Annotated in this window: 27 protein-coding genes and 1 pseudogene; 8 read left to right on the top strand and 20 right to left on the bottom strand. The window is 71.7% G+C overall.

Annotation, left to right across the window (positions count from 1 at the left end; translation table 11 throughout):
- Positions 1–55: 55 nt before the first annotated feature.
- The 4 genes from AB0G63_RS07250 to AB0G63_RS07265 all read right to left on the bottom strand — a co-directional run bounded on the left by AB0G63_RS07250 (position 56) and on the right by AB0G63_RS07265 (position 2,276).
- The gene (locus AB0G63_RS07250) at positions 56–511 is read right to left on the bottom strand and encodes a hypothetical protein (RefSeq protein WP_360745592.1); all 456 of its coding nucleotides are present in this window, start codon (positions 509–511) and stop codon (positions 56–58) included.
- Positions 508–774, bottom strand: a complete 267-nt coding sequence (locus tag AB0G63_RS07255) for a hypothetical protein (protein ID WP_360745595.1) — start codon at positions 772–774, stop codon at positions 508–510. The genes AB0G63_RS07250 and AB0G63_RS07255 overlap by 4 nt, the downstream gene beginning before the upstream one ends.
- Positions 775–897: 123 nt before the next feature.
- Positions 898–1,746: a hypothetical protein gene (locus AB0G63_RS07260; RefSeq protein ID WP_360745598.1), complete on the bottom strand. Its 849-nt coding sequence runs from the start codon at positions 1,744–1,746 to the stop codon at positions 898–900.
- Between the two features lie 140 nt (positions 1,747–1,886).
- Positions 1,887–2,276 carry a hypothetical protein gene (locus AB0G63_RS07265; protein WP_360745601.1) on the bottom strand — a complete coding sequence of 130 codons (390 nt, stop codon included), beginning with the start codon at positions 2,274–2,276 and terminating at the stop codon, positions 1,887–1,889.
- 124 nt (positions 2,277–2,400) lie between these two features.
- On the opposite strand from AB0G63_RS07265, the gene AB0G63_RS07270 reads away from it, so the two are divergent.
- Positions 2,401–3,237, top strand: a complete 837-nt coding sequence (locus tag AB0G63_RS07270) for a Scr1 family TA system antitoxin-like transcriptional regulator (RefSeq protein ID WP_360745757.1) — start codon at positions 2,401–2,403, stop codon at positions 3,235–3,237.
- Positions 3,234–3,425, top strand: coding sequence for a DUF397 domain-containing protein (locus tag AB0G63_RS07275; RefSeq protein WP_360745604.1), 192 nt, complete (start codon positions 3,234–3,236; stop codon positions 3,423–3,425). Before AB0G63_RS07270 ends, AB0G63_RS07275 begins: the two co-directional genes overlap by 4 nt.
- On the opposite strand, the gene AB0G63_RS07280 is transcribed toward AB0G63_RS07275, so the two are convergent.
- Together AB0G63_RS07280 and AB0G63_RS07285 are read right to left on the bottom strand one after the other, a co-directional pair.
- Entirely contained in the window at positions 3,406–4,251 is an 846-nt protein-coding gene (locus AB0G63_RS07280; RefSeq protein WP_360745607.1) for a hypothetical protein, read from the bottom strand. The genes AB0G63_RS07275 and AB0G63_RS07280 overlap by 20 nt on opposite strands.
- A gap of 99 nt (positions 4,252–4,350) precedes the next feature.
- Positions 4,351–4,863, bottom strand: coding sequence for a hypothetical protein (locus AB0G63_RS07285; protein ID WP_360745610.1), 513 nt, complete (start codon positions 4,861–4,863; stop codon positions 4,351–4,353).
- 69 nt (positions 4,864–4,932) lie between these two features.
- Here AB0G63_RS07285 and AB0G63_RS07290 point away from each other — a divergent pair, with 69 nt between their 5' ends.
- The gene (locus AB0G63_RS07290; RefSeq protein WP_360745613.1) at positions 4,933–5,418 is read left to right on the top strand and encodes a TetR/AcrR family transcriptional regulator; all 486 of its coding nucleotides are present in this window, start codon (positions 4,933–4,935) and stop codon (positions 5,416–5,418) included.
- 1 nt (position 5,419) lies between these two features.
- Positions 5,420–5,785, top strand: a complete 366-nt coding sequence (locus tag AB0G63_RS07295) for a hypothetical protein (protein WP_360745616.1) — start codon at positions 5,420–5,422, stop codon at positions 5,783–5,785.
- A 53-nt stretch (positions 5,786–5,838) separates the two neighbouring features.
- Here AB0G63_RS07295 and AB0G63_RS07300 read toward each other — a convergent pair whose 3' ends face one another.
- Positions 5,839–6,570, bottom strand: coding sequence for an alpha/beta hydrolase (locus tag AB0G63_RS07300; RefSeq protein WP_360745760.1), 732 nt, complete (start codon positions 6,568–6,570; stop codon positions 5,839–5,841).
- Positions 6,571–6,931: 361 nt separating this feature from the next.
- Entirely contained in the window at positions 6,932–7,291 is a 360-nt protein-coding gene (locus tag AB0G63_RS07305) for a hypothetical protein (RefSeq protein WP_360745619.1), read from the bottom strand.
- 241 nt (positions 7,292–7,532) lie between these two features.
- Here AB0G63_RS07305 and AB0G63_RS07310 point away from each other — a divergent pair, with 241 nt between their 5' ends.
- Complete coding sequence (locus AB0G63_RS07310; protein ID WP_360745763.1) at positions 7,533–8,567, top strand: GNAT family N-acetyltransferase; 1,035 nt, start codon at positions 7,533–7,535, stop codon at positions 8,565–8,567.
- A gap of 20 nt (positions 8,568–8,587) precedes the next feature.
- Here AB0G63_RS07310 and AB0G63_RS07315 read toward each other — a convergent pair whose 3' ends face one another.
- The 3 genes and pseudogenes from AB0G63_RS07315 to AB0G63_RS07325 all read right to left on the bottom strand — a co-directional run bounded on the left by AB0G63_RS07315 (position 8,588) and on the right by AB0G63_RS07325 (position 12,051).
- Positions 8,588–9,340: an RloB family protein gene (locus AB0G63_RS07315; RefSeq protein WP_360745622.1), complete on the bottom strand. Its 753-nt coding sequence runs from the start codon at positions 9,338–9,340 to the stop codon at positions 8,588–8,590.
- Positions 9,340–10,639 (bottom strand): annotated as a pseudogene (locus AB0G63_RS07320) (AAA family ATPase). Before AB0G63_RS07320 ends, AB0G63_RS07315 begins: the two are co-directional and overlap by 1 nt.
- 128 nt (positions 10,640–10,767) lie before the next feature.
- Positions 10,768–12,051, bottom strand: a complete 1,284-nt coding sequence (locus tag AB0G63_RS07325) for an adenylosuccinate synthase (protein ID WP_360745625.1) — start codon at positions 12,049–12,051, stop codon at positions 10,768–10,770.
- Between the two features lie 196 nt (positions 12,052–12,247).
- On the opposite strand from AB0G63_RS07325, the gene AB0G63_RS07330 reads away from it, so the two are divergent.
- Positions 12,248–13,090: a diacylglycerol kinase gene (locus tag AB0G63_RS07330; protein WP_360745628.1), complete on the top strand. Its 843-nt coding sequence runs from the start codon at positions 12,248–12,250 to the stop codon at positions 13,088–13,090.
- On the opposite strand, the gene AB0G63_RS07335 is transcribed toward AB0G63_RS07330, so the two are convergent.
- Both AB0G63_RS07335 and AB0G63_RS07340 read right to left on the bottom strand, forming a co-directional pair.
- Positions 13,065–13,679 carry a Uma2 family endonuclease gene (locus tag AB0G63_RS07335; protein ID WP_360745631.1) on the bottom strand — a complete coding sequence of 205 codons (615 nt, stop codon included), beginning with the start codon at positions 13,677–13,679 and terminating at the stop codon, positions 13,065–13,067. The genes AB0G63_RS07330 and AB0G63_RS07335 overlap by 26 nt on opposite strands.
- Positions 13,680–13,755: 76 nt before the next feature.
- Complete coding sequence (locus AB0G63_RS07340) at positions 13,756–14,289, bottom strand: MarR family transcriptional regulator (RefSeq protein ID WP_360745634.1); 534 nt, start codon at positions 14,287–14,289, stop codon at positions 13,756–13,758.
- Positions 14,290–14,362: 73 nt separating this feature from the next.
- On the opposite strand from AB0G63_RS07340, the gene AB0G63_RS07345 reads away from it, so the two are divergent.
- Both AB0G63_RS07345 and AB0G63_RS07350 read left to right on the top strand, forming a co-directional pair.
- Positions 14,363–15,256 carry an ABC transporter ATP-binding protein gene (locus AB0G63_RS07345; RefSeq protein WP_360745637.1) on the top strand — a complete coding sequence of 298 codons (894 nt, stop codon included), beginning with the start codon at positions 14,363–14,365 and terminating at the stop codon, positions 15,254–15,256.
- Positions 15,253–16,857: an ABC transporter permease gene (locus tag AB0G63_RS07350; RefSeq protein WP_360745639.1), complete on the top strand. Its 1,605-nt coding sequence runs from the start codon at positions 15,253–15,255 to the stop codon at positions 16,855–16,857. The genes AB0G63_RS07345 and AB0G63_RS07350 overlap by 4 nt, the downstream gene beginning before the upstream one ends.
- A 118-nt stretch (positions 16,858–16,975) precedes the next feature.
- On the opposite strand, the gene AB0G63_RS07355 is transcribed toward AB0G63_RS07350, so the two are convergent.
- From AB0G63_RS07355 to AB0G63_RS07385, 7 genes are all read right to left on the bottom strand, one after another.
- Entirely contained in the window at positions 16,976–18,181 is a 1,206-nt protein-coding gene (locus AB0G63_RS07355) for a cytochrome P450 (protein ID WP_360745642.1), read from the bottom strand.
- A gap of 66 nt (positions 18,182–18,247) precedes the next feature.
- Entirely contained in the window at positions 18,248–18,913 is a 666-nt protein-coding gene (locus AB0G63_RS07360) for a response regulator transcription factor (RefSeq protein ID WP_360745645.1), read from the bottom strand.
- Entirely contained in the window at positions 18,910–20,247 is a 1,338-nt protein-coding gene (locus AB0G63_RS07365) for a histidine kinase (protein ID WP_360745766.1), read from the bottom strand. Before AB0G63_RS07365 ends, AB0G63_RS07360 begins: the two co-directional genes overlap by 4 nt.
- 169 nt (positions 20,248–20,416) lie before the next feature.
- Complete coding sequence (locus AB0G63_RS07370; protein WP_360745648.1) at positions 20,417–21,286, bottom strand: alpha/beta hydrolase; 870 nt, start codon at positions 21,284–21,286, stop codon at positions 20,417–20,419.
- Positions 21,287–21,567: 281 nt separating this feature from the next.
- Complete coding sequence (gene kynU / locus AB0G63_RS07375; protein WP_360745651.1) at positions 21,568–22,797, bottom strand: kynureninase; 1,230 nt, start codon at positions 22,795–22,797, stop codon at positions 21,568–21,570.
- Positions 22,790–23,620 (bottom strand): tryptophan 2,3-dioxygenase family protein, encoded by an 831-nt coding sequence (locus AB0G63_RS07380; protein WP_360745654.1) that lies wholly within the window; start codon positions 23,618–23,620, stop codon positions 22,790–22,792. Before AB0G63_RS07380 ends, kynU begins: the two co-directional genes overlap by 8 nt.
- A gap of 151 nt (positions 23,621–23,771) precedes the next feature.
- Complete coding sequence (locus AB0G63_RS07385) at positions 23,772–24,185, bottom strand: DUF3151 domain-containing protein (RefSeq protein WP_360745656.1); 414 nt, start codon at positions 24,183–24,185, stop codon at positions 23,772–23,774.
- Positions 24,186–25,320 lie beyond the last annotated feature (1,135 nt).

Here is a 25,320-nt window from a genome sequence, read left to right on the forward strand (position 1 = left end):
GGGGAGAGTGCCGGGTCGGCACCCTCCCCGGGCGGCCTGCTCAGTACTGCTCGACTCAGTACTGCTCGACGATGCGGATGGTGCGCACGCCCGTGCCGCGGTAGCGGGTGGGTGTCCTGGTCAGGACGGGACGTCCGCGCGGCCACTCGACGGTGGGCAGGGCCAGGTGCAGCACATGAGCACCGCTCCAGTCCGCCTCGTCCTTGCCCGCCTGTTCCTCGTCCCCGGCGGACGCCGTCCGCAGGCGCTTGCCCACGGCGGTCGCCGCCGCGAAGTCGAGCCCCTCGATGTTGACGGACGGCAGCGCGCCGAGGTGCTCCGCGACGCCTGCCCGCTCACGCTCGGCGGCGGCCAGGCTGAGCGCCGGGATGTAGACGCGCAGCGCGGGATCCTTCTCGGCCTCGACGACGAGCCGGGAGGCCATGCTGTTGCCCGCACCGAGTGCCAGTGCGGCGGTGTCGTCGAAGATGACGGCCCGCGGCAGCGGATACCGTTGCTCCTTCTCCGTCACTGGACCTCCCCGATCCGCCCGGCCGTCAGGTCGGCCCACAGCTGCTCGCCGGCCTTCTCGTCCTCCTCGGTGTAGGGCCTGCCGAGGAAGTGCTCCTCGACGTACGCCTTGGTCTCCTCGTACCGCCTGCGCAGCTCTCCCTTGGTGGGCGTCGCCCCGGCCAGCTCCGCCACCAGGTCCCGCATGCTCATTCCGCGTTCCCGCGCCAGCTCCTGGAGACGGTCCCGGACGGCGGGGTCGACCTTGATCGTGGTGTCAGCCATGAGCAAAGTATACCGGCGGTATACCGTCTCCGGGCGTTCGAGTGTGACGGTCATCAGCACTCCTTTTCTGCCGGTTCCTCCGAAGGGCCCGACCGGCGGAACGCCGGCCGGGAGCTTGTGTGCCTACGCGGGCGCCGGCTGCCCCCGCAGCAGGGCGCGGGCCAGCGCGCCGCCGCGCCGTGCGGCCTCCCGGTAGGCGGAGGGGCCGGGCCTGCGGACCTCGGCCGCCACGACCTCGACCGCCGTGACCGGCGCCGTCGTCGACGCGGCCGGCCCGGCCGGGCGCTTGCGGCGCAGCCGGTTCTCCACGATCGCGGCGGCCGAGTACAGCCGCGACGGCAGACCGTCCGTCAGCGCGGCCCGCACCTGCGCGCTGCTCGCCCCCGCGTCCCACCACTCCTCCACCAGCGGCGCGAGCCGCAGCGCGTCGGCCGCGCCGAGGGTGAGCCGGGGCTCGGCCCGCCCGAGCGAGCCGAGCAACTTCGCGGCGAGCGCGGTGCGTTCGCCGATCGCGGCTGCGGCGTCCGCAGCATCCGCCGGCGGCGGCGGAGGCGGGGAGGGAGGTTCTTGTTCCCCGGTCTTTTCTCCCGAAGGGAGCGGGCCCGAGGGCTCGCCGTCCGCCACGCCGGAGGCCAGGTTTTGGACTTCTTCCTCTTCACCCGCGGGTGGCTCATCCTCGTACGGCGTGTCGAACACCTCATATACGGTGAAGAGTTGGCCGTTCTCCCGGCTCTTCCGCACCACCCGCCGCAGATACCGGGATTCCTCCAGCTCATGCAGCGCAGCGGCGATCCGTGCCCGGCCTTCCTTGCGCTGCCCGGCGAGCGTGCGGATGGTGACCCGGGCCTCGTTCGGGAGGCTCAATAGGTACGTCAGTACGCCGACCGCGCACCAGGAGATGCTGCGATCGCGCAGAAGAGCGTTGGAGAAGACGGAAAAGGCGCGCGTGGGCGTCGTACGATGAATGCGCATCGGGAGGTTCAGCTCCTGGTGTCGAGCCCCCGGGTGTTGGCGCACCGCGGGGGCGTTTCTTTGCTGCCGTGACTCTATGGGCACGCAGAGCGACGAGCGCAAGCCGGAACGGGCTTTTACCAGGCGGAACTTCCCGTCTTTCACTCCGGCGAGTGAAGCGCGGTCCGCAGGAGCAGGGTGTGGACAAGCCGATCGCACCCGGAGGGCCGATAACGCCAACTCAGCGGCCAGGTATCCCCATCCAGCGCGGGAACCGGGATGTACGAGATGTGGTGCGGGCCCGCGGTCAGCCGCGTGACGCCGTCCGGCCAGACGCGGTGGGAGGTACTGCCGACCGGCACGAGGAAGTAGACCGCCCGGCGCCCGTTCGCCTCCTCCACCACGGGACCGGGGTCACCGCCGGTCATCAGCGCGAGCCGGTCTGCCAGGGCGCGGCCTTCGTCGCCGTCGACCCGTACCGCGTCGAACTGAACTCCGGCCTTGCGGAGTTGGATGCCCCTCGCCGGGATCCAGGCACTTTCCGTGTTCATAGGGAGAGTTTCGGCAGGCGCGGCTAGTTTCTTCATGACTCTGCGTCGCCGGTCAACCACGTTCGGACACCGACGGCGGCGAGTCATGACCGGTTGGGTTCGGTTGAGTCCGGGGGTGACCGCGATGGCGCGGGCCGAGAACAAGACGGAGGCGGGCGGCACGGCACATCTCGTCGCCGCCCTGGCGAAGGCGTTGCGCGAGCAACAGGATCTTTCGCAGGAGCAGTTGGGCCGGATGATCGGCTACACGGCATCGGCGGTCAGCGCGATGGAGACGTGCGCACAGCCCGCGAGCGACCAGATGCTGGCGAAGCTGGAGGAGACGATCGGGGGCGGGTTGGGGGTGTTCGAGAAGGCACGTACCTTGATGCGGCTGGACAAATACCCGGCGCAGTTCAAGAACTACGTGCTGCTGGAGCAGCGCGCGCTGACGCTCTCGACGTACGTGACCTTCGTGGTCCACGGGCTGTTCCAAACCGAGGACTACGCCCGCGCGCTGATCGGCGGCGGCTATCCGCCCCTCAAGGACGAGCGCGTCGAGGAACTGGTGGAAGGCCGACTGGCGCGGCGGGCTCTGTTCGACCGAGAACCTACGGCGCTGATCGAATTAGTCGTCGAGGAGTCGGCGTTGCGCCGTCCCATCGGCAGCCGAGCCGTCATGCACGGGCAGTTGCTGCACCTGGCCGAGTGCGCCAAGCGTCGCAATGTCACGCTCCAGGTGCTGCCGATGGACTGCGGGACACATGGTGAACACTTCGGCTGTCGAGGCGACATGACCCTGGTGGAGACTCCCCAACACGAGCACCTCGCCTACCTGGAACCCCAGGACGAGAGCGTCCTCGTCAGCGATCCCGCAAAGGTGACGACATACTCCCAGCGCTATGCGAAGATCCGATCACAGGCCTTGGGCCCTCGTGAATCGCTGGGCCTCATCGAGCGGTTGGCAGGAGAAATCCAGTGACCAGCACCCTCCGGTGGTTCAAGTCCAGCCACAGCAGCGACAGCGGCGGAGAGTGCGTCGAAGTCGCCGTCTGCCCCCGTGCCGTCCACGTCCGTGACTCCAAGAACACCGACGGCCCACACCTCACCGTCTCCGGTGAGGCCTGGGCCGCCTTCCTCCACCGTCCGCTCAGCCGGCGTCGACCTTGACGTAGTCGCCGGTGGACGTCTTCGCGCCGGTCGTTGCGGTGCCGGCGAACTGGTAGCGGAAGTAGCCGCTCTTGGTGGCCTTCACGGTCGTGGACAGGGCGCCGCCGCTGCCGGACATCACCGTCTTGACGGTCGTGTACGTGGTGCTGCCGACCGGGCGGAACTGCAGTGTCACCGACTGGTCCGCGTAGCCCTCGTACCTGCCGGTGGCCCAGCGGGCCCGGGTCAGTGCGCCCTTGACGGTGAGCGTCTTGCCCTTGACCACGGGCTCCGGGGAGGCGTCGGCGGTGAGCCTCGCGGCGCGCTTGATCTGGAGGGTGCCGAGGTTGCCCCAGATGTCATAGCCGTAGCCGTAGCTGACGTGGCCGTCGGAGTCGTCGCTGTCCTCGTCGACGTGGCTGTAGAATCCGCCCGCTTTCCAGGTGGTGGCGTCGGCGGACGCGTGAAGGCTGTCCCAGGGGTCGACGGTGATCGTCTCCGTGCACGCCTCGGTCACCGTGGTGTCCGTCGTGGCAGTGGTGGTGCAGGTCGGCGCGGCATCGGGGTCGATGCTGTTCGTCATGTCGCTGAGCTTGCCGCGGTAGAGCAGCACGCCGACGAAGGTCGTCTTGTAGTCGATCACCAGGTCGGACGGCCGGGTCAGCGTGTACGTCACCGGCACCTTCACGGCGGCGGTCGTACCGACCACGATTGCCTTGCCCTTGTTCACCGTGACGTCGGAGAAGACCAGGTCCGGGCTGGTGGTGGCGGCCGAGGCGAGCGGCGCGGTGAGGCCGGTCAGAGCCAGGGCACCGGACAGGGCGGCGCCTATGGCGAGCTTTCGCATGTGTTCCCCCACCTTCGGCAGCGAGCCCCTGGGCGAGTGCGCTCCAGAACAAGAGTCCGCTGGTGAGAGTGAGCCTAGGGGGTGCCGGGTGTTGCCGTGTCAGGGGGATGCGGAGGAAGTGGGTTCCGCGGTGGCCCGCTCCATGACCTGCTCGTGCCAGGCCACCCCCACGCTCTTCGGGACCTTGGCCGTCAGGCCCCCTTCCTTGGTGAAGGCGAGCGCCCCGCTGTAGGCACCGCCGCCGCATCCGTCGGACTGATGGGTGAGCTTCTTCTCGGCTGAGGCGTCGACGAGAGGCTTGCCGGCGCCTGGGCGGGTGATCCGCAGGCGCACCGTGCCGATGTCGGGGCCCACGTCGTCCGGCAGATTGAGATTGACCTTGCTGATGTCCTCATCGGGCAGCCGTCCCTTGACGCACTTGCCCTGCGCGCACAGTTCCACGGAGGCTCCGGCGAGATCACCGTAGCCTTCGTGCACGACGAACACGCCGACACCGCCGACGACGCCCACACCGGCGCACGGCTGGGACGAGCCACAGGCGGAAACCGCCATGAGCAGCGTGGAGACGCCGACAAGAACGTGCGGCCTCGTCACCCGGGTCACCCTCACCATTCCTCGATCCTCCCATTTAAGAACGCTCGTTCTTGACCGATCGTTCTTCAATCGCATACGGTCATGGGCATGGGACGACCACGCGCCTTCGACACCGACCAGGCCGTCAACGCCGCGGCCGCCCTCTTCGCCACGCACGGCTACGAGGGGACCTCGGTGGACGACCTGGTCACCGCCACCGGCATCCACCGAGGAAGTCTCTACAAGGTCTTCGGCTCCAAGCGGGGCCTGCACCTGACCGCCCTCCGCAACCACCTCGACCAGGAGATCCGCCCGACCACCGCCGCCATCGCCGCCCTCACCGACCCCGCGCAGGCACTGGCGGCAGCCATCGCCTCGTACGACGGCGGCCCGGCCGCCGGACTTCTCCTCCTCGCCGCCGCCGAACGCGCCGCCCACGACCCGGAGGTCGCGGCGCTGGTGGCGGAAGGCGTCACCGCGCTGGAGGACGCCCTGCGCCCCTCCCACGGTGACGCCGCCCCCCAACTCGCCTCCACCGTCCTCGGTACCCGCCTGCGGCTGCGCGCCCAGCCGACCGCCCCCAAGGAGCACTGACATGGCCCTGATCTCCATCGACCGTGAACGCGGCCTGCTGACCGCCGAGTTCCAGGGCCTCGACAAGCTCTGGACTCTCAAGAGCCGCCTGGAAATCCCCCTCGCCCACGTGCGTGGCGCCACCCACGACCCCGGCATCGCCCGCGAACCGAAGGGCATCCGCGTCGGTGGCACCTACTTCCCCGGTCTGATCACCGCCGGCCGCTTCCGGCACAACGGTGAACGCATCTTCTGGGACGTGAAGAACCCGGACAAGGCCGTCGTCATCGAACTCTCCGACGCCGAAAGCTACAACCGCCTCGTCATCGAGGTCGACGATCCCCGCGCCACCGTGGCCCTCATCGAACAGTCCATCACCCGCGCCTGAAGCGTGACTTCCGGGTTGGACGACGTTCCCGTCGGCCCTGTCGCCCGGCGGTGTCAGCCGAGGTGCCTGGCGAAGAACCGCAGCGTGCTGTCCGTCTCGAAGGCCGGGACCTCACCGTGCTTGCCGGGGTTGGCGTGCAGCGTCTTCTCGGTCGAGGCGAAGGCGTCGAACAGTGCCAGGCTCCGGGTCCGCGGCACTCGCTCGTCGTCCCACTGCACGAGGAACTCCACCGGGACGCTGATCCGCGCGGCGGTCCCGGCCGACACCTCGGCACCGGCCAGGCCCAGCACCGCCGCCCGGATCCGGGACTCGGCGGCGATGAGCGGGACACCGATCACGCAGCCCAGCGACACACCCCAGTAGCCGACCGGGCCGGTGCCGACATGACCGAGCTTCTGGACCGCGTCGAGGACTGCCCGCCATTCCGGCACGATCTGGCGGACGACGAGCGCCTGGAAGCCGGCGATCAGCGGGGCCAGTTCCGCACCGGCGGCGAGCCGGGCCTCGTACTCGGTCGCGATCCGGGTGAACTCCTCATGTTCCGGCCGGTCACCGTGGGCAGGCGCATCGACCGCCACCACGGCGAACCCGCACTCGGCCACGAAACGGCGCGCACGGTCCACGATGTCAGAGGCCTTCTTGTGCTGACCGCCGCCGGGCCCCATCACGATCAGGGGGCGGGTCCCGTCGGCACCTCTCGGAGTCCACAGCACGCCAGGGATGTCGCCGAGGAGAAAGAGCTGTTCGCGGACGCCGTCGGACGACGTCTCAGAGGTGAAGCGCATGGCCTGGGTCACCGCCCTGTGCTATCCGAGGCCGCCGGTGGAGGAAACGACTGATCGTCGTACGATCGCAGAGCCTGTGCCAGGCTGGTCCTGGTCCGCAACGTGGTGATGAGCTCCCCGAGCAGCTGGTCCGTCGCCGCCCACAGACAGCATGCCCAGCCGCCCCACATCTCCTCGAGCAGGATGATTCGCTGGCCGCCCGCGGCTCCGGCGAACCGGTGAGTCGTGCTGTTGGCGGTGCTCGGCAGGCGTTCGAGTGGACGTGGCGGTTCTCGTCTGCGGTCGGCCGGTCCCAGATCTGGGTCAGGACGAACTCGGAGAAGCTCCGGGCGTGTGGCAGCCAGCTGTCAGGGTCGAGGTCCTAGAACGACACCAGGACCTCCGGGTCCGCGGAGCCGTCGAGCCGCACGGCCCAGTAGCAGACACCCTGGTTCTCGATCATGAACGGCAGGAGCCCCTGCGAGGCGACCGGGTCGGGGCGGTCCGGTTCCTCGTCTTCCGGACGGCCGAGCTCTTCGACCCGGTAAGGACGGTCGTCGTTGCTGTGACGCCGCAGGATCTCCGCCGCCGAGGCGAGCGAGTACCACTCCCGCACCGACGCGGGCAGGGTGATGTCGCGCCTGCTCTCCAGCTCGTCGAGCGCGGCGACCGCCGCGGCTGACACAGCGGCCGAGCGGCGGCCGGCCAACTGGAGGGCTCGCTGGTGGTACTGGAGGTCCACGGTTTCCTGACACAGGGAGCTGGGCCAGCCGGTACACCGTACCGGCCGGCCAGCCCGTCAGATCCCCGGATCCCCGGGAAAGCGCGCTCAGCGGGCGCCGGTCCTCCAGCGCCTTCACGTACTGCTGTGAATTGCACCCGTACAGCCTCATGCTGTGACCGGACGGGTTCTCGCGTTGGCTGAGGGGAGTTGCCGAGTGGTTCGGTTACATGCACCTGTTCTGCGCACTCAGAGGCTGGTGATGGAGCCGATCCGCCGCCAGGACAGCAACGATCTCTTCGAGGCTGTGGTCAGTCAGGACAGCGTCATGCGGTGGCTGGCGACCGGCCGGGCGGACAGCCGGTCCGCGGCCGAGTCCATGTGCGACGATCACGTCGCGCACTGGGCAAGGCACGGCTACGGCGACTTCGCGGTCCGGGACGCGGCAACCCACGCCTTCCTCGGACGGGTGGGACTGCGCAACCGGGCCCGGTACGGGACCGACCTCGGCTTCGCCGTACATCCACGTGCGCAGGGCCGCGGCATCGCGAGGGAGGCAGGCCGTGCCTGCTTGGACCTGGCGTTTCGTCGGCTCGCGCTCCCGGCCGTCTTCGCGTTCGTCCTGCCCGGCAACGCGGCCTCGATCGCAGTGCTGCGCCGCCTGGGTGCTCAGGAGGCAGGGACCGTCCAGTCCAGCGGCCTGCACTGTCTGCGGTACCGGTTCGACCCCACCGCCGGCCCGGCAGCGACGGAGCATGCGTTGGGCGACGGTGATGGCGGTGATGCAGAGCTCCGACTGCGCTATGCGCCCGGCCCAGGCGATCGGGAGGACGACGTCGCACTCCGCAGCGGTCTGCCCGACCCCTTCGAAGTCAGCGGGCTCGGTCTGGTCCGGGCGGACAAGGAACACACCCTCACGGCCGTCTGTGAGGGTCGGCCGGTGGCTTCTCTGGGATGGTTGCTGCGGGACATGGCGTTCGATGGGACACCGCGCCGTGTCGCCGGGCTGGGCAGTGTGCTGGTGCACCCTGCCCATCGGGGCCGGGGCATTGCCAGGACCATGCTCAGCGTCGCGGTCGAACACGCACGGGCCGCCGGGGCCGAAACGGTGATGCTGCTGTGCCGCCCAGAGCTGGTCCCGCTCTACACGCAGCTCGGATGGCGCCAGGTGTCTGCGCCGGTCAGCTTCCGGCAGCCTGTCGGTACCCGGCTGTGCCCCCTGACCACCATGACGTACGACCTGGCCGAGCTGCCTCGGCCCAGCGTGGGCGTAGACCTACTGGGTCTGCCCTTTTGACGCACTGGGCAGGAGGTTCACTAGTAGCCGCTGAGGAGCAATCCCTCCTCCACGAAGCGCCAGACGTCCGTGTACGGGTCCCAGGCGTTCGGGTGAGGTGTGGAGTGACCGTCGTTGATCTTCTGAGCGTGCTTTCTGGCCGTTCGGTACCGGCTGAGGTCGTCCTCGGTGACGGGGGTCAGCACCTGCTCCTCACGGACGTGCCTCGACTGTTGCTCGGTGACCGTCCGCACGCCGCGCCCGTACGTCGCCGCGAAGCCGGGGCGGGAGCGCAGCCGGCTGTTGGCGTCGCCGCAGACGCCGCCGAATGTGGCGGTGTAGTTGGTGTAGTGGAGCAGCCTCCACAGTTCGAAGCACGGGTGCGAGTAGACGACGTGGACGCCCTCCTTCTCCGCGAGACTCAGGGCTTCACGGATGCCCTGGTGGTCGTCGCGGTCGAAGAGGACCCACACCTGGGGCCAGTTCCAGTCCTTGTCGCGCCTGAGTCCTGCATCCTTGGCCTCGCGCTCGACCTTGCGCAGAGTGCGGACGGCTTCCTCGACCATCCGTAAGGGCTTGCGGTGCTTGCCTTCAGCGTTGGGGTTCGCGATGTGGTGCTGGACCGTCCGGCCCGCATCGGCCCACGTGCCGTTCCGGACGATGATGTCGATGTACTCGGGCTCGGTCACCTCGCCCTCGGTGTAGACGTACACCTGGCGCGCCCTGCCGACCCTGCCTTTCGCGCCGCCGCCCTTCCTGCGGGAGACGCTGTCCCCTCCCCGTGCCCTTGCCATCAGAGCCCTTCCGTCCCCGTCCGTACGTCGTCGTCCGCCGGGCCGGTGCCCAGCGCGGCCGTCTCCTCCGTGCGCAGCAGCCGCCGCCCGACCTGCCCCTCCGACACCCTTGGAACGGCGCCGAAGGATCCCGCGAGGTAGGAGGACATCAGGTCCTCCTCGGCCGTCGGTTCCCAGTCGGCGACCGAGGTCAGGGTCGTGGCGCCGCGCTCGTCCTTCTCGGTGAGCCAGATCTGGCCCGGGTGCAGCAGCCGTCCGCCGGCGGGTGTTCGCAGGAGGGAGAGATCGTGGGCGGTGAAGACGAGTTGCGCGCCCCTGCGGTTGAGCCAGGGAGCCTGGAAGAGGCGTACGACCTCGGCGGCGAAGCGCGAGTGGAGGCTGGCGTCGAGCTCGTCGACGAGGAGGACCGCCCCGGTGTCGAGGGCGAGCAGCAGCGGGCCGATCAGCGCGAACCAGGAGCGGGTCCCCCAGGACTCCGCCTCCCAGTCGAGCACGGTCCGTTCTCCGTCGCCCTCGTGGACGAGCCGTACCACGGGCCTTCCGGAGGACGTCTGCTCGACCTCCACCCCGGCGATGCCCAGATCCGCGACCTTCAGGAGCTCTTCGGCCCGGCGTCGGAAGTCGGCGTCACGCAGCAGCCGCAGGGCCGTGTAGTGCTCGCGCTCGGTCCGCTCGGTCTCGGGGGTGGCGTCCCAGAAGTTGTTCTTGAACCAGTCGAAGACGGGGGTGAGCTGTTCGTGCCCGTCGTTCGCGGCGCGGGTCAGGAGCAGGGCGTTGCGGCGGGTGGTACGGGCCGGGCGGGCGCGGTCACGCAGCCGGTCACCGGGAAAGTCGAATTCCTTTTCGCGGCTGGCGTCCCGCTCGAACCACACCTGGCGGCGGCCCTTGGGATAGGCGTAGAGCCACTCGGCCTCCACGGCGCTGCCCGAGTTCGAAGCCGTACGTCCAGCGCACCCGATCGGCGAGGACGAAGTCCGCCTCGTACAGAGAGGTCTCGGCGGCGGCCTTGGGGTCCAGGGCGAATTCTTCGCGGGGGATGCCGTCGTAGGAGGTCCAGTCGGCGTAGGACCGGAGCACGCAGCGGCGCATGTTCCGCAGTGCGGCGATCAGGTTCGACTTGCCGGAGGCGTTGGCGCCGAAGACGCCGAGGACGGTGTGGACGGGGAGCCGACGGCCGTCGGAGAGTTCTGTGTCACACGCGGTGGCCCGTTCGTTCTCGTCGTCCTCGGGTGCGACGAACGACAGTTCCTGCTCGTCGCGCAGGGACCGGAAGTTGGCCACCCGGAATCTCAGCAGCATCCCGCTTCCTTCACGACGGACACAGTGGTCGCCCTGCCATCCCGCTCGGCGCGGAGAGAAGCGGGATGGCCGGTCGGTTCACCGTACCGGCCATCCCCTCAGATCCCCGGGTCCCCGGGAAGGCGCGCTCAGAGGAACGAGTTGATCTCGATCGTCTCGTCGCGGCCCGGGCCCACGCCGATCGCGGAGATCGGGGCGCCGGACATCTCCTCCAGCGCCTTGACGTACGCCTGGGCGTTCTTCGGCAGGTCGGCGAAGGTCTTCGCCTTGCTGATGTCCTCGGACCAGCCCGGCAGCATCTCGTAGACCGGCTTCGCGTGGTGGAAGTCGGACTGCGAGTACGGCAGCTCCTCGACGCGCTTGCCGTCGATCTCGTACGCCACGCAGACCGGGATCTGCTCCCAGCCGGTGAGGACGTCGAGCTTGGTGAGGAAGAAGTCGGTCAGGCCGTTGACCCGGGTGGCGTAGCGGGCGATCACCGCGTCGAACCAGCCGCAGCGGCGGTCGCGGCCCGTCGTGACGCCCCGCTCGCCGCCGATGCGGCGCAGTGCGGCGCCGTCGTCGTCGAAGAGTTCGGTGGGGAAGGGGCCGGCGCCGACGCGGGTCGTGTACGCCTTGAGGATGCCGATGACCCGGCTGATCTTCGTCGGGCCCACGCCGGCGCCGGTGCAGGCGCCGCCCGCGGTCGGGTTGGACGACGTGACGAAGGGGTACGTGCCGTGGTCGATGTCGAGGAGGGTGCCCTGACCGCCCTCGAACAGCACGACCTTGTCCTCCTCCAGCGCCTGGTTCAGGACCAGGACGGTGTCGGCGACGTACGGCGCGAGCTTCTCGGCGTAGCCGAGCAGTTCCTCGACCACCTGGCCGACGGCGATCGCGCGCCGGTTGTAGAGCTTGGTGAGGATCTGGTTCTTGACGTCGAGGGCCGCCTCCACCTTCTGGGTGAGGATCGACTCGTCGTACAGGTCCTGGACCCTGATGCCCACGCGGTTGATCTTGTCGGCGTAGGTCGGGCCGATGCCGCGGCCGGTGGTGCCGATCTTGCGCTTGCCGAGGAAGCGTTCCGTCACCTTGTCGACCGTCACGTTGTACGGCGTGATGACATGCGCGTTTCCGCTGATCAGGAGCTTGGACGTGTCGACGCCGCGCTCGTTCAGACCGCTCAGCTCGGAGAGCAGGACCGACGGGTCGACGACGACGCCGTTTCCGATGACCGGCGTACAGCCGGGAGACAGGATTCCGGAAGGGAGGAGGTGCAGTGCGTACTTCTGGTCGCCGACGACGACCGTGTGGCCGGCGTTGTTGCCGCCCTGGTATCGCACTACGTAGTCCACCGAGCCACCGAGCAGGTCGGTCGCCTTTCCCTTGCCTTCGTCACCCCACTGAGCACCGAGCAGCACAAGTGCGGGCACGCGCGTACACCCCTTCCGGGCGGGGCATGTCCAAGGTCGGGGGCGTGGGCGTAAGGTTCACCGCCGCGTACCACCGCGACCGCCGTGGTCGCACAACCGTCGGACCGGATGCCCCGGAATAGACGAAGCCCCTGGCGCAATAGCGCAAGGGGCTCTTGCACAAAGATGCTACCCGAGGAAGCGAGGCAGGACCGAGGTGGCGACTTCAGCGACTTCCGATCAGCTGCTGGTGGTCATCGATCCGGTCGCCCGGCGGACCGACGGAGAGTCGGTCCGTATCGCGAAAGACGTGCTCAGCGCGGGTGCGTCGACGAAGCTGTGCCTTCCGGAGGGCCCCGAGGAGTTCGCCCGGGCGCTGCTGCGCAGGGGCTCGCGGCGGCCGGTGGTGGTGGGTGACGACCGTGCGCTGATGCGGGCGGTGGCGGTGCTGCACCGGCAGCGGGAGCTGGCCGGGTGTGTGCTGTCGGTGGTGCCGGTGGGCGGCGCGCTCTCCGTGACGCGTTCCCTGGGCGTGCCGACGGGGGCGGTGGCGGCGGCGCGGGCGGTGCTGGACGGGGCGGAGCGGCGGCTTGACCTGCTGGTCGACGACAGCGACGGGGTGGTGCTGGGCGCGCTGCGGATCCCGCCGGTGCTGCGGCAGCCGCCCGCCGCGGTCGCCGGGCACCCCTGGCTGCGGACCTGCCAGTCCCTGGTGCGGACCCTGGTGCCGGCCCGCCCGGCCCGCGAGGCGCCCCTCCCGGCGCCGCGGGCCGCCCGGCTGCGGGTGGAGGTCGACGGGGTGACGCTGGTGGACCTGGACCAGCCGCTGGAGGCGGTGTCGGTGACGCCGGGCTGCACCGGGGTGGCCGAGGTGGAGGTGCGGCCGCTGTCGGTGGGCGCGGAGGCCTCGCCGCTGCGGTCGGAGGGCCGCACGGTGACCGTGTCCGGCGTGGACTTCCGCTACCGGGCGGACGCGGCGGTGGCGGGCCCGGTGCGCCGGCGGACGTGGACGGTGTGGGAGGGCGCCTGGCGCCTCACGCTGCCGGGGCCGGCGGCGTAGCGGGGGGCTCGAAGCCGGCGGTGTCGAGGAGGCAGTCGAAGGGCTGCGGAAGGGGCAGCTTCTCACCGAACGGCTTGGTGCAGCGGGACTCGTAGCCCTTGGCGGACGGGGTCGAGAAGACGGTGGCCTGCTTCTCCTGCATGTCGAGCAGCAGGTAGACGGGGATGCCCGCCCTTCCGTAGACGAGGACCTTGTCGGTGAGGTCGTCGTCCCGGGTGGACGGAGAGGTCAGCTCGGCGACGAACGACAGGCCCTCGCCGTCGAGGTGGCTGCCCGTCGTCTCGAAGGTCCGCTCGTGGGCGGCGTGGATGTCGGGGCCGTACGCTCGCTCGTCGCCCGGGAAGACGTACAGGAACGGCGACCGATCGACGACATGGCCTTGCGGAAGGTGTGGCTCCAACTGCTTGCACACCAGCTCCATCACACGGCGGTAGTACCCCTTCGACCACGGCGACAAGACGATGTTCCCCCTGATGATCTCGGCCTTGTAGCCGTCGGGCACGACCAGCTCGTCGAGGGCGTCGAGAAGCTCCTCGAAACTGTGGGGCTCGGTGCCGCTTATCGTCGGTCGCTCAGTCATCAAGGTCATGATGCGCCCTCCCTCTGCCGCAGACCAGCCGGAACTCAGAGTAGCCGATCGGTCACAAAGAAATGAAATCGCCTCGTCACTCTCCGTACAGCTTCTCGCGGTGGACGCGCCAGCGTTCCATCATCTCGGCGATGTCCTGCCCGACGAACTCGAAGAACGCGAGCGTCTCGGCCAGCCGGCGGCCCGCCGGGGTCTCCGCGCCGAGGCTGGCCACCCCCTCGCGCATGGCGTCCTCCCAGCGCTTGATGATCGCCTCACGGTTGGTGAGCGCCTGGTACCACTGGTCGCTGTGCACCCGGTACCGCTCCCGCCGGGAACCGGGCTCCCGCTCGCGGGAGAGCATGTGGACCTGCGCCAGGTAGCGCACCGCCCCGGACACCGCCGCGGGGCTGATCTGCAGCTGCTCGCCGAGTTCGGCGGAGGTCAGGGCGCCGTCGTCGGAGGCGAGCAGCGCGGCGAAGACCCGGGCGGGCATGCGCGGCAGCCCGGCCTCCACCAGCTGCGCCGCGAAGTGCTCGACAAAACGAGAGACCCCTTCCGGGTCTCGCTCCGCCGCGTCGGGGGTCGCGTTCGGGATCGCGTCAGGGGCCGCCTTCGTGTCGTCCGTCATCCTCTTAGCTTACCGGGCATTCAGACCATTCTGTATCTTCACAAATTTCTGAAAGAAGCGTATGTTCTGAAGCATGACGAAGGCCATCACCGTCTCCGGACTGCACAAGTCGTTCGGCAAGACCCACGCCCTGGACGGGCTCGACCTGGAAGTGGCGACCGGAGAGGTCCACGGGTTCCTCGGCCCGAACGGCGCCGGCAAGTCCACCACCATCCGCATCCTGCTCGGCCTGCTGCGCGCCGACTCCGGCGCCGCGCAGGTGCTGGGCCGCGACCCGTGGCGGGACGCGGTGGAGGTGCACCGCCGCATCGCGTACGTCCCCGGTGACGTGACCCTGTGGCGCAACCTCTCCGGCGGTGAGGTCATCGACCTCTACGGCCGGCTGCGCGGGGGGCTGGACGCGCGGCGGCGCGCCGAGCTGATCGAGCGCTTCGAGCTGGACCCCACGAAGAAGGGCCGCGCCTACTCCAAGGGCAACCGGCAGAAGGTCGCCCTGGTCGCCGCCTTCGCCTCGGACGTCGACCTGCTCGTCCTGGACGAGCCGACGTCCGGCCTCGACCCGCTGATGGAGGAGGTCTTCCAGAGCTGCGTCCGGGAGGAGCGCGAGCGCGGCCGGACCGTCCTGTTGTCGTCGCACATCCTCAGCGAGGTCGAGGAACTCTGCGACCGGGTGAGCATCATCCGCAAGGGCAGCACCGTGGAGAGCGGTTCGCTCGCCGAGCTGCGCCACCTCACCCGCACCAGCGTGACCGCCGAACTCGCGGGCCCGCCCAACGGGCTGGCGCACCTGCCCGGCGTGCACGACCTCGACGTCCAGGGCCGCCGGGTCCGCCTCCAGGTCGACAGCGACAAACTGGACGGCGTGCTCAAGCAGTTGAGCGAGTCGGGTGTGCGGTCCCTGACCTCGACCCCGCCCACGCTGGAAGAGCTGTTCCTGCGGCACTACCAGGACGAGGTGTCCCGATGACCACTCTCGCGGTACGGGCGCCGGGCGGCGGCTCCCGCCAGCTGGCGGGCACCGGCACTCTGTTGCGCTTCGCGCTGCGCCGCGACCGGGTGATGATCCCGGCCTGGGTCGCGGTCAACGCGATGATGATCCTCTCCATGCCGAACACCCTGAAGGGCCTGTACGGCACCGCGGCCGAACGCGCCGACCTGGTCCGCCAGGTGACGACCAACGCCTCCTTCCGCTCGCTGACCGGCCCGGTCTTCGACACCTCCATCGGCGCGCTGACTGCATGGCGCTCCGGCGCCTACGCGGGCCTGCTCGCCGCGGCGACCAGCCTGCTCGTCGTCGTACGGCACACCCGGGACGAGGAGGAGAGCGGGCGCCAGGAGCTGATCGCGTCGGGGATGGTGGGCCGGCGGGCCCCGCTGACGGCGTCCCTGCTCGCGGCGGCCGTCGCGAACGGCGTCCTGGCGCTGCTGGTCGCGGGCGGTCTCGCCGGCCAGGGAGCCTCCGGCGCCCTCGCGTTCGGCCTCGGGCTGGCGGGCGTCGGCATGGTCTTCGCGACCTTCGCGGCGATCGTCGCCCAGCTGACGGAGAGCGCGCGGCTCGCGCGCGGCCTGACCTCGGCGGCCCTGGGCACGGCCTTCGTGCTGCGCGCGGCGGGCGACTCGGCGACCGACGACGGCTCGTCGGTGCTGACGTGGCTGTCGCCGCTGGGCTGGCTGGAGAACCTGCGGTCCTTCGCCGATGAACGGTGGTGGGTGCTGCTGCTGTTCGTGGCGGCGGCCGCCGTGCAGGCCGTGGTCGCCTACGAACTGGCCGGCCGCCGCGACATCGGCATGAGCTTCCTGCCGACCCGGCCGGGACCGGCGCAGGGCAAGATGGGCACGGCCGCCGCCCTCGCCTGGCGGCTCCAGCGCGGCAGCCTGCTGGGCTGGGGCATCGCCTTCTTCCTCGCCGGGGTCGTCTACGGCGGGCTGACGGACGGTGTGGCCGACCTCATCGGCGACAACCAGGGCGCCCGCGACATCTTCGAGCGCATGGGCGGCCAGTCCGGGCTGACGGACGCGTTCCTGGCGTCGATGATCGGGATGCTGGGGCTGGTCGCGTCCCTGTACATCGTCGCCTCCGTGCTGCGCCTGAACAGCGAGGAGACGTCCGGCCGGGCGGAACCCATCCTGGCGAACGCCGTGGGCCGGCTGCGCTGGGCCACCGGCCACCTGCTCGTCGCCTTCGGCGGCTCCGCCCTGATCATGCTGATCGCCGGGCTCGGCTTCATCGCCGGCTACGGCAAGGAGGCCGGACCGATCCTCGGGGCCTGCCTCGTGCAGCTCCCGGCGGTGTGGGTGATCGGCGGACTGGCGGCCCTGCTGTACGGGGTGCTGCCGCGGGCCGCGATGGCGGCCTGGGGCGTCGCGGGCGCGGTCCTGCTGATCGGCTGGGTCGGCCCGGCGCTGGACGCGCCGCAGGCGGTGCTGAACCTGTCCCCCTTCGGCCACCTGCCGAAGCTGCCGGGGGCCGGGATGGAGTGGCCGCCGGTACTGATCCTGCTCGCCCTCGCGGCGGCCCTGCTGGGAGCGGGCCTGGCGGGACTGCGCCGCCGCGACATGACCTCCTGAACCGCCCCGGGGCCCGGGGCGGTTCAGGACGCCCCGGGGCCCGGGGTCTGCCCGGCCGCTGTACCGCTGGTGCCTCCCGGTGTCACGTGTGACGCCGGGAGGCACAAGTCGTATGCCGTCAGGCGACTTCCACTTGCAGGGCCTTGAGGCCCCGGATGACGAAGTTGGGTTTGCGTTCCGGTTCCGCCGCCAGGGTCAGGGTCGGGGCCCGTTCCAGCAGGGCCCGCATCGATGCCGCCAGCTCGATGCGGGCCAGCGGCGCGCCGATGCAGTAGTGGATCCCCGCGCTGAAGGAGATGTGCGGGTTGTCCCGGCGGGTGATGTCCAGCGTCTCCGGCGCGGCGAAGACCTCCGGATCGTGGTTGGCGGAGCCGAAGAGCATGGCGATCTCCGCACCCCGCGGGATCGTCGTGCCGTCGATCTCGATGTCGTCCAGGACCCAGCGCTCGAACAGCTGGAGCGGGGTGTCGAAGCGCATCAGCTCCTCGACGGCCGACGGGACGAGGGAGTGGTCCGCGCGCAGCGCCGCCAGCTGGCCGGGGTCGCGCAGCAGCGCCCACCAGCCGTTGACCGTGGCGTTCACCGTGGCCTCGTGACCGGCGTTCAGCAGCAGCACCGCGGTCGAGATCATCTCCTGTTCCGTCAGCCGGTCGCCCTCGTCGTGCGCCGCGATCAGCCCGGAGACCAGGTCGTCGCCGGGCTGCCTGCGGCGCTCGGCGATCAGTTCCCGGAGGTAGTCGGAGAACTCGACCGACGCCCGCACCGCCCGGCGGGCCGTCTCCTCGGACGGGTTCAGCTCGTACATCCCGCAGATGTCCGCCGACCAGGGCCGCAGCAGCGCCCGGTCCGCCTCCGGGATGCCCAGCATCTGCGCGATCACCGCCACCGGCAGCGGCTCCGCCACGTCCGTCAGCAGGTCGCCGCCGCCCGCCGCCACCAGGCCGGACACCAGCTCGCCGGCCAGCCGCTCGACGTACGGGCGCAGCGACTCCACCGTCCGCGGGGTGAACGCCTTCGACACCAGCCGCCGGATCCGGGTGTGGTCCGGCGGCTCCAGGTCGAGCATGCCGTGGTCGTTGAGCACGTGGAACGGCTCGTGCTCCGGCGGGGGCGGGGTGCGGCCGAACTCCTCGTGCGTGAAGCGGTGCAGGTAGGTCCGGCCCAGGCGCCGGTCCCGCAACAGCGCCGAGACGTCCGCGTGGTGCGGCACCAGCCACTGGTCGGTGGGCTCGTAGTAGTGCACGCGGCCCCGGGCGCGCAGTTCGGCGTAGGCGGGGTAGGGATCGGCGACGAACGCCGGGTCCCACGGGTCGAAGGCTGCCATACGGCGACGCTAACCCGGCCGCCCCGCGCTGACCAGAGGTGCCCGGACAGCCGCACCGGGACCCGTTCAGCCCGGCGTGACCAGCCTCGCCTCGTACGCGAACACCGCCGCCTGCGTACGGTCCCTGAGGCCCAGTTTCACCAGGATGCGGCTGACGTGCGTCTTGATCGTCGACTCGGCGACCACCAGCCGCCCGGCGATCTCCGCGTTGGACAGCCCCTGCGCGATGAGCACCAGCACCTCCGTCTCCCGTTCCGTCAGGTCGCCGTAGGCCGCGTGCGCGGACGACAACGGCCGCGGAGCCTCGGACAGCTTCGAGAACTCCGTGATCAGCCGCCTGGTCACCGACGGCGCGAGCAGCGCCTCGCCGGACGCCACCACCCGTACGCCTTCCGCGAGTTGACGGGCCGAGGCGTCCTTGAGGAGGAAGCCCGACGCGCCCGCCCGCAGCGCCTGGTACACGTACTCGTCCAGGTCGAAGGTGGTCAGCACCAGCACCTTCGCCGCGCCGTCCGCGGCCACGATCTCCCGCGTCGCCTCGATGCCGTTCATCTCGGGCATGCGGATGTCCATCAGCACCACGTCCGGGGCCAGTTCGCGCACCCGGGCCACCGCCTCGCGCCCGTTGACGGCCTCGCCGACGACCTCGATGTCCGGCATCGCGTTCAGCAGCACCGAGAAGCCCTCGCGCACCATCATCTGGTCGTCCGCGACCAGGACACGGATGGTCATGCCCGGTCTCCGGTGAACTGGGCGACCGGCAGGAACACCGTCACCTCGTAGCCTCCGTCGTCCGACGGGCCCGCGGTCATCTCGCCGTCCAGCATGGAGACCCGCTCGCGCATGCCGGTGACGCCGTGTCCCGCGCCGGGCGAGGGCTTGACCAGCGACGGCTCGGGCGGCGGACCGTTGACCACGCGCAGACCCAGGCCGCCCAGCACGTAGCCGATCTCCACCCGGGCGCCCGCACCGGGCGCGTGGCGCAGGACGTTGCTCAGCGCCTCCTGCACGATGCGGTACGCCGACAGTTCCACGCCCTGCGGCAGTTCGCGCACCGCGCCGGTGACCGTCTTCTCGACGTTCAGACCCGCGCCGCGCACATTGGCGAGCAGCGCGTCCAGGTCGGCGAGGGTGGGCTGCGGGGCGTCCGGGGCCTGGTAGTCCTCGGCGCGGACCACGCCCAGGACGCGGCGCAGTTCGGCCAGCGCCGCCACCGCGTTCTCCCGGATCGTCGCGAACGCCTTCTCCAGCTCCGGCGGCGGGTTCTCCACCCGGTACGGGGCGGCCTCCGCCTGGATGGCGACGACCGACATGTGGTGGGCGACCACGTCGTGCAGCTCCCGGGCGATGGTCGTGCGCTCCTCCAGCAGCGTACGGCGGGAGCGCTCGTGCTCGGTCACCGTCTGCTGGGCGGTCACCTCCCGCGCGGCCTGCCGGCGCACCTGGAGGACGGCGACGGCCAGCAGCACCAGCGCGGAGACGACCAGCAGCGGTCCGGTGGCCGACGTGTAGGGCGAGCCGAACAGGGCCTCGGCGCCGAATCCGTACGCCGCGGTCACCAGCCACATCCACGCCGCCGTGCGCGGCCTGGTGCGCAGCGCCACGACCGTCAGCACGACCAGGTGGCAGACGATGCTGCCCGGCTGCCACGGCCAGCCGCCCCCGCCGCTGACGAACAGGTCGGAGAGCGGGGCGGCGGCGAGCGAGCACCAGAACGCGCCGACCGGCCGCAGCAGCGTCAGCAGGACCGGGCCCAGCGTCAGCACGGCCCCCAGCAGCGCGCCGAGGCCGTTCCCGACGTCCGCCGAGACCATGGCGACGGCCGCCCCCAGGAGTCCGACGGCCACCACCAGGGCGTGCGGCGTCCAGACCGCGTACTCCCGCCGGATGCGCGCGGGCAGCCGCCCGGTCAGCGGGCCGTCGACGGCCATGGGGGGCAGCGGGCGATAGGCGAAGGCGTCGTGGAACAGGTCCTGCCGCAGCCCGCGCAGGGCGTCCGCGGCCAGCCGGAACTCCGCAGTGCGGGGCCCGCCCGCGCCCGGAGCCGGCGTCGGCTGCGTCTGCATCGGTGTCGTCTCGGTCACGCCGCACACGGTAGGCGGGGACGGCAACCGCCGTCGTCCCCTGGGAGAAGGGTCCTGCCCCGTCCTCCTCAGGTACTACGGGAGGTCAACGCCGTAGGCGCCGAGGACCGCTGGGCGCCCGCCGGCGACCGGGCTCCCGTCGGCGACCGCGTCACCACGCCAGCTGGGCGATCTCCTCCGCCACCACCGCGCAGGCGTCCGCCGCCGGGTCGATCAGCGGGAAGTGGCCGACGTCCTCGAGGAGCGTGAGGCCCACCACCTCGCCGGCCTTCGCCGCCGCGTCCGCGTAGGACTCGGCGACCGCCTGCGGCACGTCGACGTCGGTGCGGCCCTGGACCAGCGTGGTCGCGATGCCGGTGGGCAGCAGCAGCGCCGGATCGGCGTACGGGCGGCGCTCGGCGAACGCGTCGTCGCCGCCCAGGAACTGGCGCACGGCACCGCCGCACACGTCCAGCTTGTCGGCGACCTCGAAGTCGGCGATCGGGGCGAGGGCGACCACGCCGCGCAGCGGCGCGGGACGGTCGGTGCGCCAGGGCGCGTCGTCGGGCAGCAGGTGCCGCGCCGCGGCCCACAGGGCGAGGTGCCCGCCGGCCGAGTGGCCGGTGACCACCGTGCGCCGCGGGTCGGCCTGCGGCAGCGCCTCGCGTACGAGCCCGGGCAGCGCGTCCAGCGCCGCCGCCACGTCGTCGAACGTCTCGGGCCACCGCCCGGCCGCGGAGCCGCCGCCCGCCTCGCCCCTGCGGTACTCGACGCTGGCCACCGCGAAGCCGCGGCGGGCCAGGAAGGCCGCGAACGGGGAGATGTGCCGGCGGTCGTACGGCGCCCGCCAGGCACCGCCGTGCACCACGGCGACCAGCGGGGCGGGAGAGCCGGGGACCTGCTCGCGGCGCGGGGCGTAGAAGTCGATCACCTGATCGGGGTGGTCACCGTACGCGGCGGTGGCGTCGGGATCGACCGCCGGGTGCGAGAAGGCCGACTCCTCTTCCGCGGCGGCACGGGATGCTGCGGACGCGTCCGGCATGCTCCAACCTCTCAGCGACGATGGGGTGCCCCCAGGCCTGCGGCGCTGGGGAAGGTTTTGACGGACCAGGTGAGGTTCGGCCGTTGGCGGGGACGGTATCAGGCCGGTGACATGGGCGGACACCGGGATGTGACGCCCGGTCAGGGATGCACGGTTCTGTCCCGTCCCGTCCCGTCCGCCGCCGAACGGCCTCCGGGGCCGATCCGGACGCGGACGCGTCAGAACCGGCGCCGGCCCGGACCGGCCGGACTCCGACGAGCCCGGACCGGCCCCGTCGGCCGCTACCCCAGCACCTCTCCCAGCACCCGGGCCGCCCGCTCCACGTCCCCGAACCCGACGTACAGCGGCGTGAAGCCGAAACGCAGCACGTCCGGGTGCCGGAAGTCGCCCACCACCCCGCGCTCCACCAGCCGCTTCATCACGTCACCGGCGATGGGGGCACCTCCCGCTCGAGCGAAGTCGAGAGTGGGGGAACAGCGCAGCGCGACCTGGCTGCCGCGCTCCTCGTGGCGCACCGGCGTCAGGGACTCCACCCGGCCCGGCGCGACGTACTCCGCCACGCACCGCAGGAAGAAGTCGGTCAGCGCGAGGGACTTGGCCCGCACCGCCTCCACCCGCACCCCGTCCCAGACCTCCAGCGCCGCCTCCAGGGCGAGCATGGACAGGATGTCGGGGGTGCCGACGCGGCCGCGCACGGCGCCGGGGGCCGGCGCGTACTCCGGCCGCATGCCGAAGGGCTCCGCGTGGGAGTTCCAGCCGGGCAGCGGCGAGTCGAAGCGGTCCTGCAACTCGCGGCGCACATACAGGTAGGCGGGCGAACCCGGGCCGCCGTTGAGGTACTTGTACGTGCAGCCGACCGCCAGGTCGACGCCGTGCTCGTCGAGCCCCACCGGCAGCGCGCCCGCGCTGTGGCACAGGTCCCAGACCGCGACGGCGCCCGCCGCGTGCACCGCCGCCGTCAGCGCCGGCAGGTCGTGCAGCCGCCCGGTGCGGTAGTCGACGTGGTTGAGCAGCACGGCGGCCGTACGGTCGGACAGCGCCGCCGGCACGTCCGCGGGCGCCACCGGACGGAGCGTGCGCCCGGTCAGGCGCGCCACCGAACCGGCGATGTAGCCGTCCGTGGGGAAGGTCGTCGCGTCGACGAGGATCTCGTCCCGGCCCTCACCGGCCAGCCGCACCGCCCCCACCAGGGCCTTGAAGACGTTCACGCTGGTCGAGTCGCCGACGACGAGCTGCCCCGGCGCCGCCCCGACCAGCGGGGCGATCCGGTCGCCGATCCGTTCCGGCGCCGTCCACCAGCCGCTCTCCTCCCAGGACCGGATGCGCAGCTCGCCCCACTGCCGCCGCACGACGTCGTCCAGCCGCCCGGGGACGGTCACCGGCAGCGCGCCGAGCGAGTTGCCGTCCAGGTAGACGGTGTCGCCGGCGTCCTCGAGCACGAACCGCTCGCGCAGCGAGGCCAGTTCGTCGGCGGCGTCCAACTCCGCCGCCCGCGAGATGAGTTCAGACATGGGACCGCGCCGTCCACAGCTCGGGGAAGACGTTCTTCTGCGCACGCTTCTCCAGCCAGGCGACCCCGGCCGAGCCGCCCGTGCCGGGCTTCGCGCCCATCGCGCGGCGGGTGGCGACCAGATGGTCGTTGCGCCAGCGCCACACCAGCTCCGCCACGTCGGACAACGCCTCGCCCAGCCGGGCGAGTTCGTCGCTCTCGTCGCCCGCGTAGACCGCGGCCCAGACGGCCTCCACGGCGTCGGACGGCTCGTAGCGCAGGGAGACGTCGCGGTCCAGCACCGCGCCGGGGATCGGGTGGCCGCGCCGGGCGAGCAGCCGCAGCACCTCGTCGTAGAGGCTCGGCTCGTGCAGCGCCTTCTCCAGTTCGGCGTGGACGCGGGGCGCGCCGCGGTGCGGAACCAGCATGGACGCGGACTTCTCGCCGAGCAGGAACTCCATCCGGCGGTACATCGCCGACTGGAAGCCGGACCCCTCGCCCAGGGCGCCGCGGTAGGAGTTGAACTGGGCGGGCGTGAGCTGCCCGAGCGGCTTCCAGGAGGCGTTCAGCGCCTCCAGCTCGCGCACGGACCGCTTCAGCGCGGCGATCGCGGTCGGTACGTCGCCGGCGCGCAGGGCGCGGGCCGCGGTCTCCCACTCGTGGACGATGACGGTGAACCACAGCTCCATGACCTGGGTCGTGACCAGGAAGACCATCTCTCCGGGATCGTCGGAGAGGGGGTGCTGGAGGTGGGTGAGCACGTCCGCCTTGACGTAGTCCTCGTACGGCGTCGTACCTGCGAAGTCGAGATGCGGGGTCTCGGGCGCGTGGGCCTCGTGTGACATCGCTGTCTCCTGTTGTTGCTCCGGGTAGCGGTCCGCCCCTGCCGTTACCGACACGGGGGCCCCGGTCCCCGCCGGGCATCTTCTTCGATGGTCCGCCGAAAAGGCAAGGCCCGCCTGAGCACGTCAGGCGGGCCGGGCGCGGGCCGGACGGTCAGCCCAGGGTCTGGGCGGCCGCCGGTGAGGAGTCCTTCAGGAACTGGGTGCAGCGCTCGTACTCCTCCTGCTCGCCGATCGCCTGCGCGGCGCGGGCGAGGGCGTGCAGGGCACGCAGGAAGCCGCGGTTCGGCTCGTGCTCCCAGGGCACCGGCCCGTGCCCCTTCCAGCCGGCCCGGCGCAGCGCGTCCAGGCCCCGGTGGTAGCCCGTGCGGGCGTACGCGTACGACTCCACGACGCTGCCCCGCTCGAACGCCGCGTCGGCCAGCTGGGCCCAGGCCAGCGACGACGTCGGGTACTTGGCGGCGACGTCGGCGGGCGCGGCGCCGCTCGCCAGCAGCTCTCGCGGCTCCGGGTCGTCGGGGAGGCGGGTCGGGGGCGGACCCCCGAGAAGGTTCTCGTGAATGGCCATGCCCCCAGTCTGCGCCATCCGCTCCCGGCGCGGCCGGGCACCCACCACGCTCGCCGCGGGTGCCCGCGCACCCGGCCCTCCGCCGACGGAGCAGTGACGGACCCGTCCGGCACGACGGCGCTCTGGCGCTCCGGCGCTCCGGCGCTCTGGCGCTCCGACGCTCCGACGCTCCGGCGCTCCGACGCTCCGGCGGCAGCGGCCTACAGCGGCAGCGGCGCTCCGGCGGCAGCGGCCTACGGTCGCGAGACCACCGCCGATTCCGCCGACGACACGGCGGGATCGGCGATCTGTCCGGCCGCGCGGACGGCCACACTTCGGACGCACCCGCAGACAGACGGCTGCCGGCGAACAGCCGACACCGCCCGCCAGGCCCACCAGCGGCGCCCACGACCTCCCGGGGTGAGGCCGGCACCGCGGTGGGCCGACCGGCAGGCACCGCCCGGCCACGTGGAAGCCGGACGCCGTGCGCGGGCGCCGGGCTCTCGGCCGAGTACCGCCGACGGCACGGCGGCCCCAGCATCCGTCCGGCCGCGCGGACGGCCTTCCTTCGGCCGGACCGCAGGCGGACGGCCGCCGGCGGACAGCCGACACCGCCCGCCGGGTCCACCCGCGGCGCCCACGGCCGCCGCGGTGAGGCCGGCCCCCTGGTGAAGCCGGCCGGGCAACGGCCACCGCCTGGGCAGCCGGGAGCCCGGCGCCGTGGGTGGGCGCCGGGCCAGGTAGCGCCGACAAGCACCGCGGCCCCTGCGACCAGTCCGGCCACGCGGACGGCCGCCGGTCGGACGGACCGCGGACGAACGCCCGCCGACGGACCGCGGACGAACGCCCGCCGACGGACCCAGACGAACGCCCGCCGACGGACAGCCGACGCGTCCGCCAGGTCCGCCCGCGGCGCCCACGAGCCCCCGGTGAGGTCGCGACCCCCGGTGAGGCCGGCCGGACAACAGCCACCGCCCGGGCACGCGGGAGCCCCCCGCCGTGGGCGGGCGCCCGGCTCCCGGCCAGGTACCGCCGGCGAGCACCGCGGCTCCTGCGATCCGTCCAGCCGCGTGGACGGCCGCGCTTCGGACGGACCGCGGACGGACGGCCGCCGGCGGACAGCCCCACACCACCCGCCGGGTCCACCCGCGGCGCC

This window comes from Streptomyces sp. NPDC020996 (assembly GCF_040641355.1).
Taxonomy (GTDB): Bacteria; Actinomycetota; Actinomycetes; order Streptomycetales; family Streptomycetaceae; genus Streptomyces.

Excerpts from the sequence above, each read along its gene's own strand:
- AB0G63_RS07255 (WP_360745595.1), bottom strand. The coding sequence starts at position 774 with ATGGCTGACACCACGATCAAGGTCGACCCCGCCGTCCGGGACCGTCTC.
- AB0G63_RS07260 (WP_360745598.1), bottom strand. The coding sequence starts at position 1,746 with ATGCGCATTCATCGTACGACGCCCACGCGCGCCTTTTCCGTCTTCTCC.
- AB0G63_RS07265 (WP_360745601.1), bottom strand. The coding sequence starts at position 2,276 with ATGAACACGGAAAGTGCCTGGATCCCGGCGAGGGGCATCCAACTCCGC.
- AB0G63_RS07270 (WP_360745757.1), top strand. The coding sequence starts at position 2,401 with ATGGCGCGGGCCGAGAACAAGACGGAGGCGGGCGGCACGGCACATCTC.
- AB0G63_RS07280 (WP_360745607.1), bottom strand. The coding sequence starts at position 4,251 with ATGCGAAAGCTCGCCATAGGCGCCGCCCTGTCCGGTGCCCTGGCTCTG.
- AB0G63_RS07285 (WP_360745610.1), bottom strand. The coding sequence starts at position 4,863 with ATGGTGAGGGTGACCCGGGTGACGAGGCCGCACGTTCTTGTCGGCGTC.
- AB0G63_RS07290 (WP_360745613.1), top strand. The coding sequence starts at position 4,933 with ATGGGACGACCACGCGCCTTCGACACCGACCAGGCCGTCAACGCCGCG.
- AB0G63_RS07295 (WP_360745616.1), top strand. The coding sequence starts at position 5,420 with ATGGCCCTGATCTCCATCGACCGTGAACGCGGCCTGCTGACCGCCGAG.
- AB0G63_RS07300 (WP_360745760.1), bottom strand. The coding sequence starts at position 6,570 with ATGCGCTTCACCTCTGAGACGTCGTCCGACGGCGTCCGCGAACAGCTC.
- AB0G63_RS07310 (WP_360745763.1), top strand. The coding sequence starts at position 7,533 with ATGGAGCCGATCCGCCGCCAGGACAGCAACGATCTCTTCGAGGCTGTG.
- AB0G63_RS07315 (WP_360745622.1), bottom strand. The coding sequence starts at position 9,340 with ATGGCAAGGGCACGGGGAGGGGACAGCGTCTCCCGCAGGAAGGGCGGC.
- AB0G63_RS07335 (WP_360745631.1), bottom strand. The coding sequence starts at position 13,679 with ATGACCTTGATGACTGAGCGACCGACGATAAGCGGCACCGAGCCCCAC.
- AB0G63_RS07340 (WP_360745634.1), bottom strand. The coding sequence starts at position 14,289 with ATGACGGACGACACGAAGGCGGCCCCTGACGCGATCCCGAACGCGACC.
- AB0G63_RS07345 (WP_360745637.1), top strand. The coding sequence starts at position 14,363 with ATGACGAAGGCCATCACCGTCTCCGGACTGCACAAGTCGTTCGGCAAG.
- AB0G63_RS07350 (WP_360745639.1), top strand. The coding sequence starts at position 15,253 with ATGACCACTCTCGCGGTACGGGCGCCGGGCGGCGGCTCCCGCCAGCTG.
- AB0G63_RS07355 (WP_360745642.1), bottom strand. The coding sequence starts at position 18,181 with ATGGCAGCCTTCGACCCGTGGGACCCGGCGTTCGTCGCCGATCCCTAC.
- AB0G63_RS07360 (WP_360745645.1), bottom strand. The coding sequence starts at position 18,913 with ATGACCATCCGTGTCCTGGTCGCGGACGACCAGATGATGGTGCGCGAG.
- AB0G63_RS07365 (WP_360745766.1), bottom strand. The coding sequence starts at position 20,247 with ATGCAGACGCAGCCGACGCCGGCTCCGGGCGCGGGCGGGCCCCGCACT.
- AB0G63_RS07370 (WP_360745648.1), bottom strand. The coding sequence starts at position 21,286 with ATGCCGGACGCGTCCGCAGCATCCCGTGCCGCCGCGGAAGAGGAGTCG.
- kynU (WP_360745651.1), bottom strand. The coding sequence starts at position 22,797 with ATGTCTGAACTCATCTCGCGGGCGGCGGAGTTGGACGCCGCCGACGAA.
- AB0G63_RS07380 (WP_360745654.1), bottom strand. The coding sequence starts at position 23,620 with ATGTCACACGAGGCCCACGCGCCCGAGACCCCGCATCTCGACTTCGCA.
- AB0G63_RS07385 (WP_360745656.1), bottom strand. The coding sequence starts at position 24,185 with ATGGCCATTCACGAGAACCTTCTCGGGGGTCCGCCCCCGACCCGCCTC.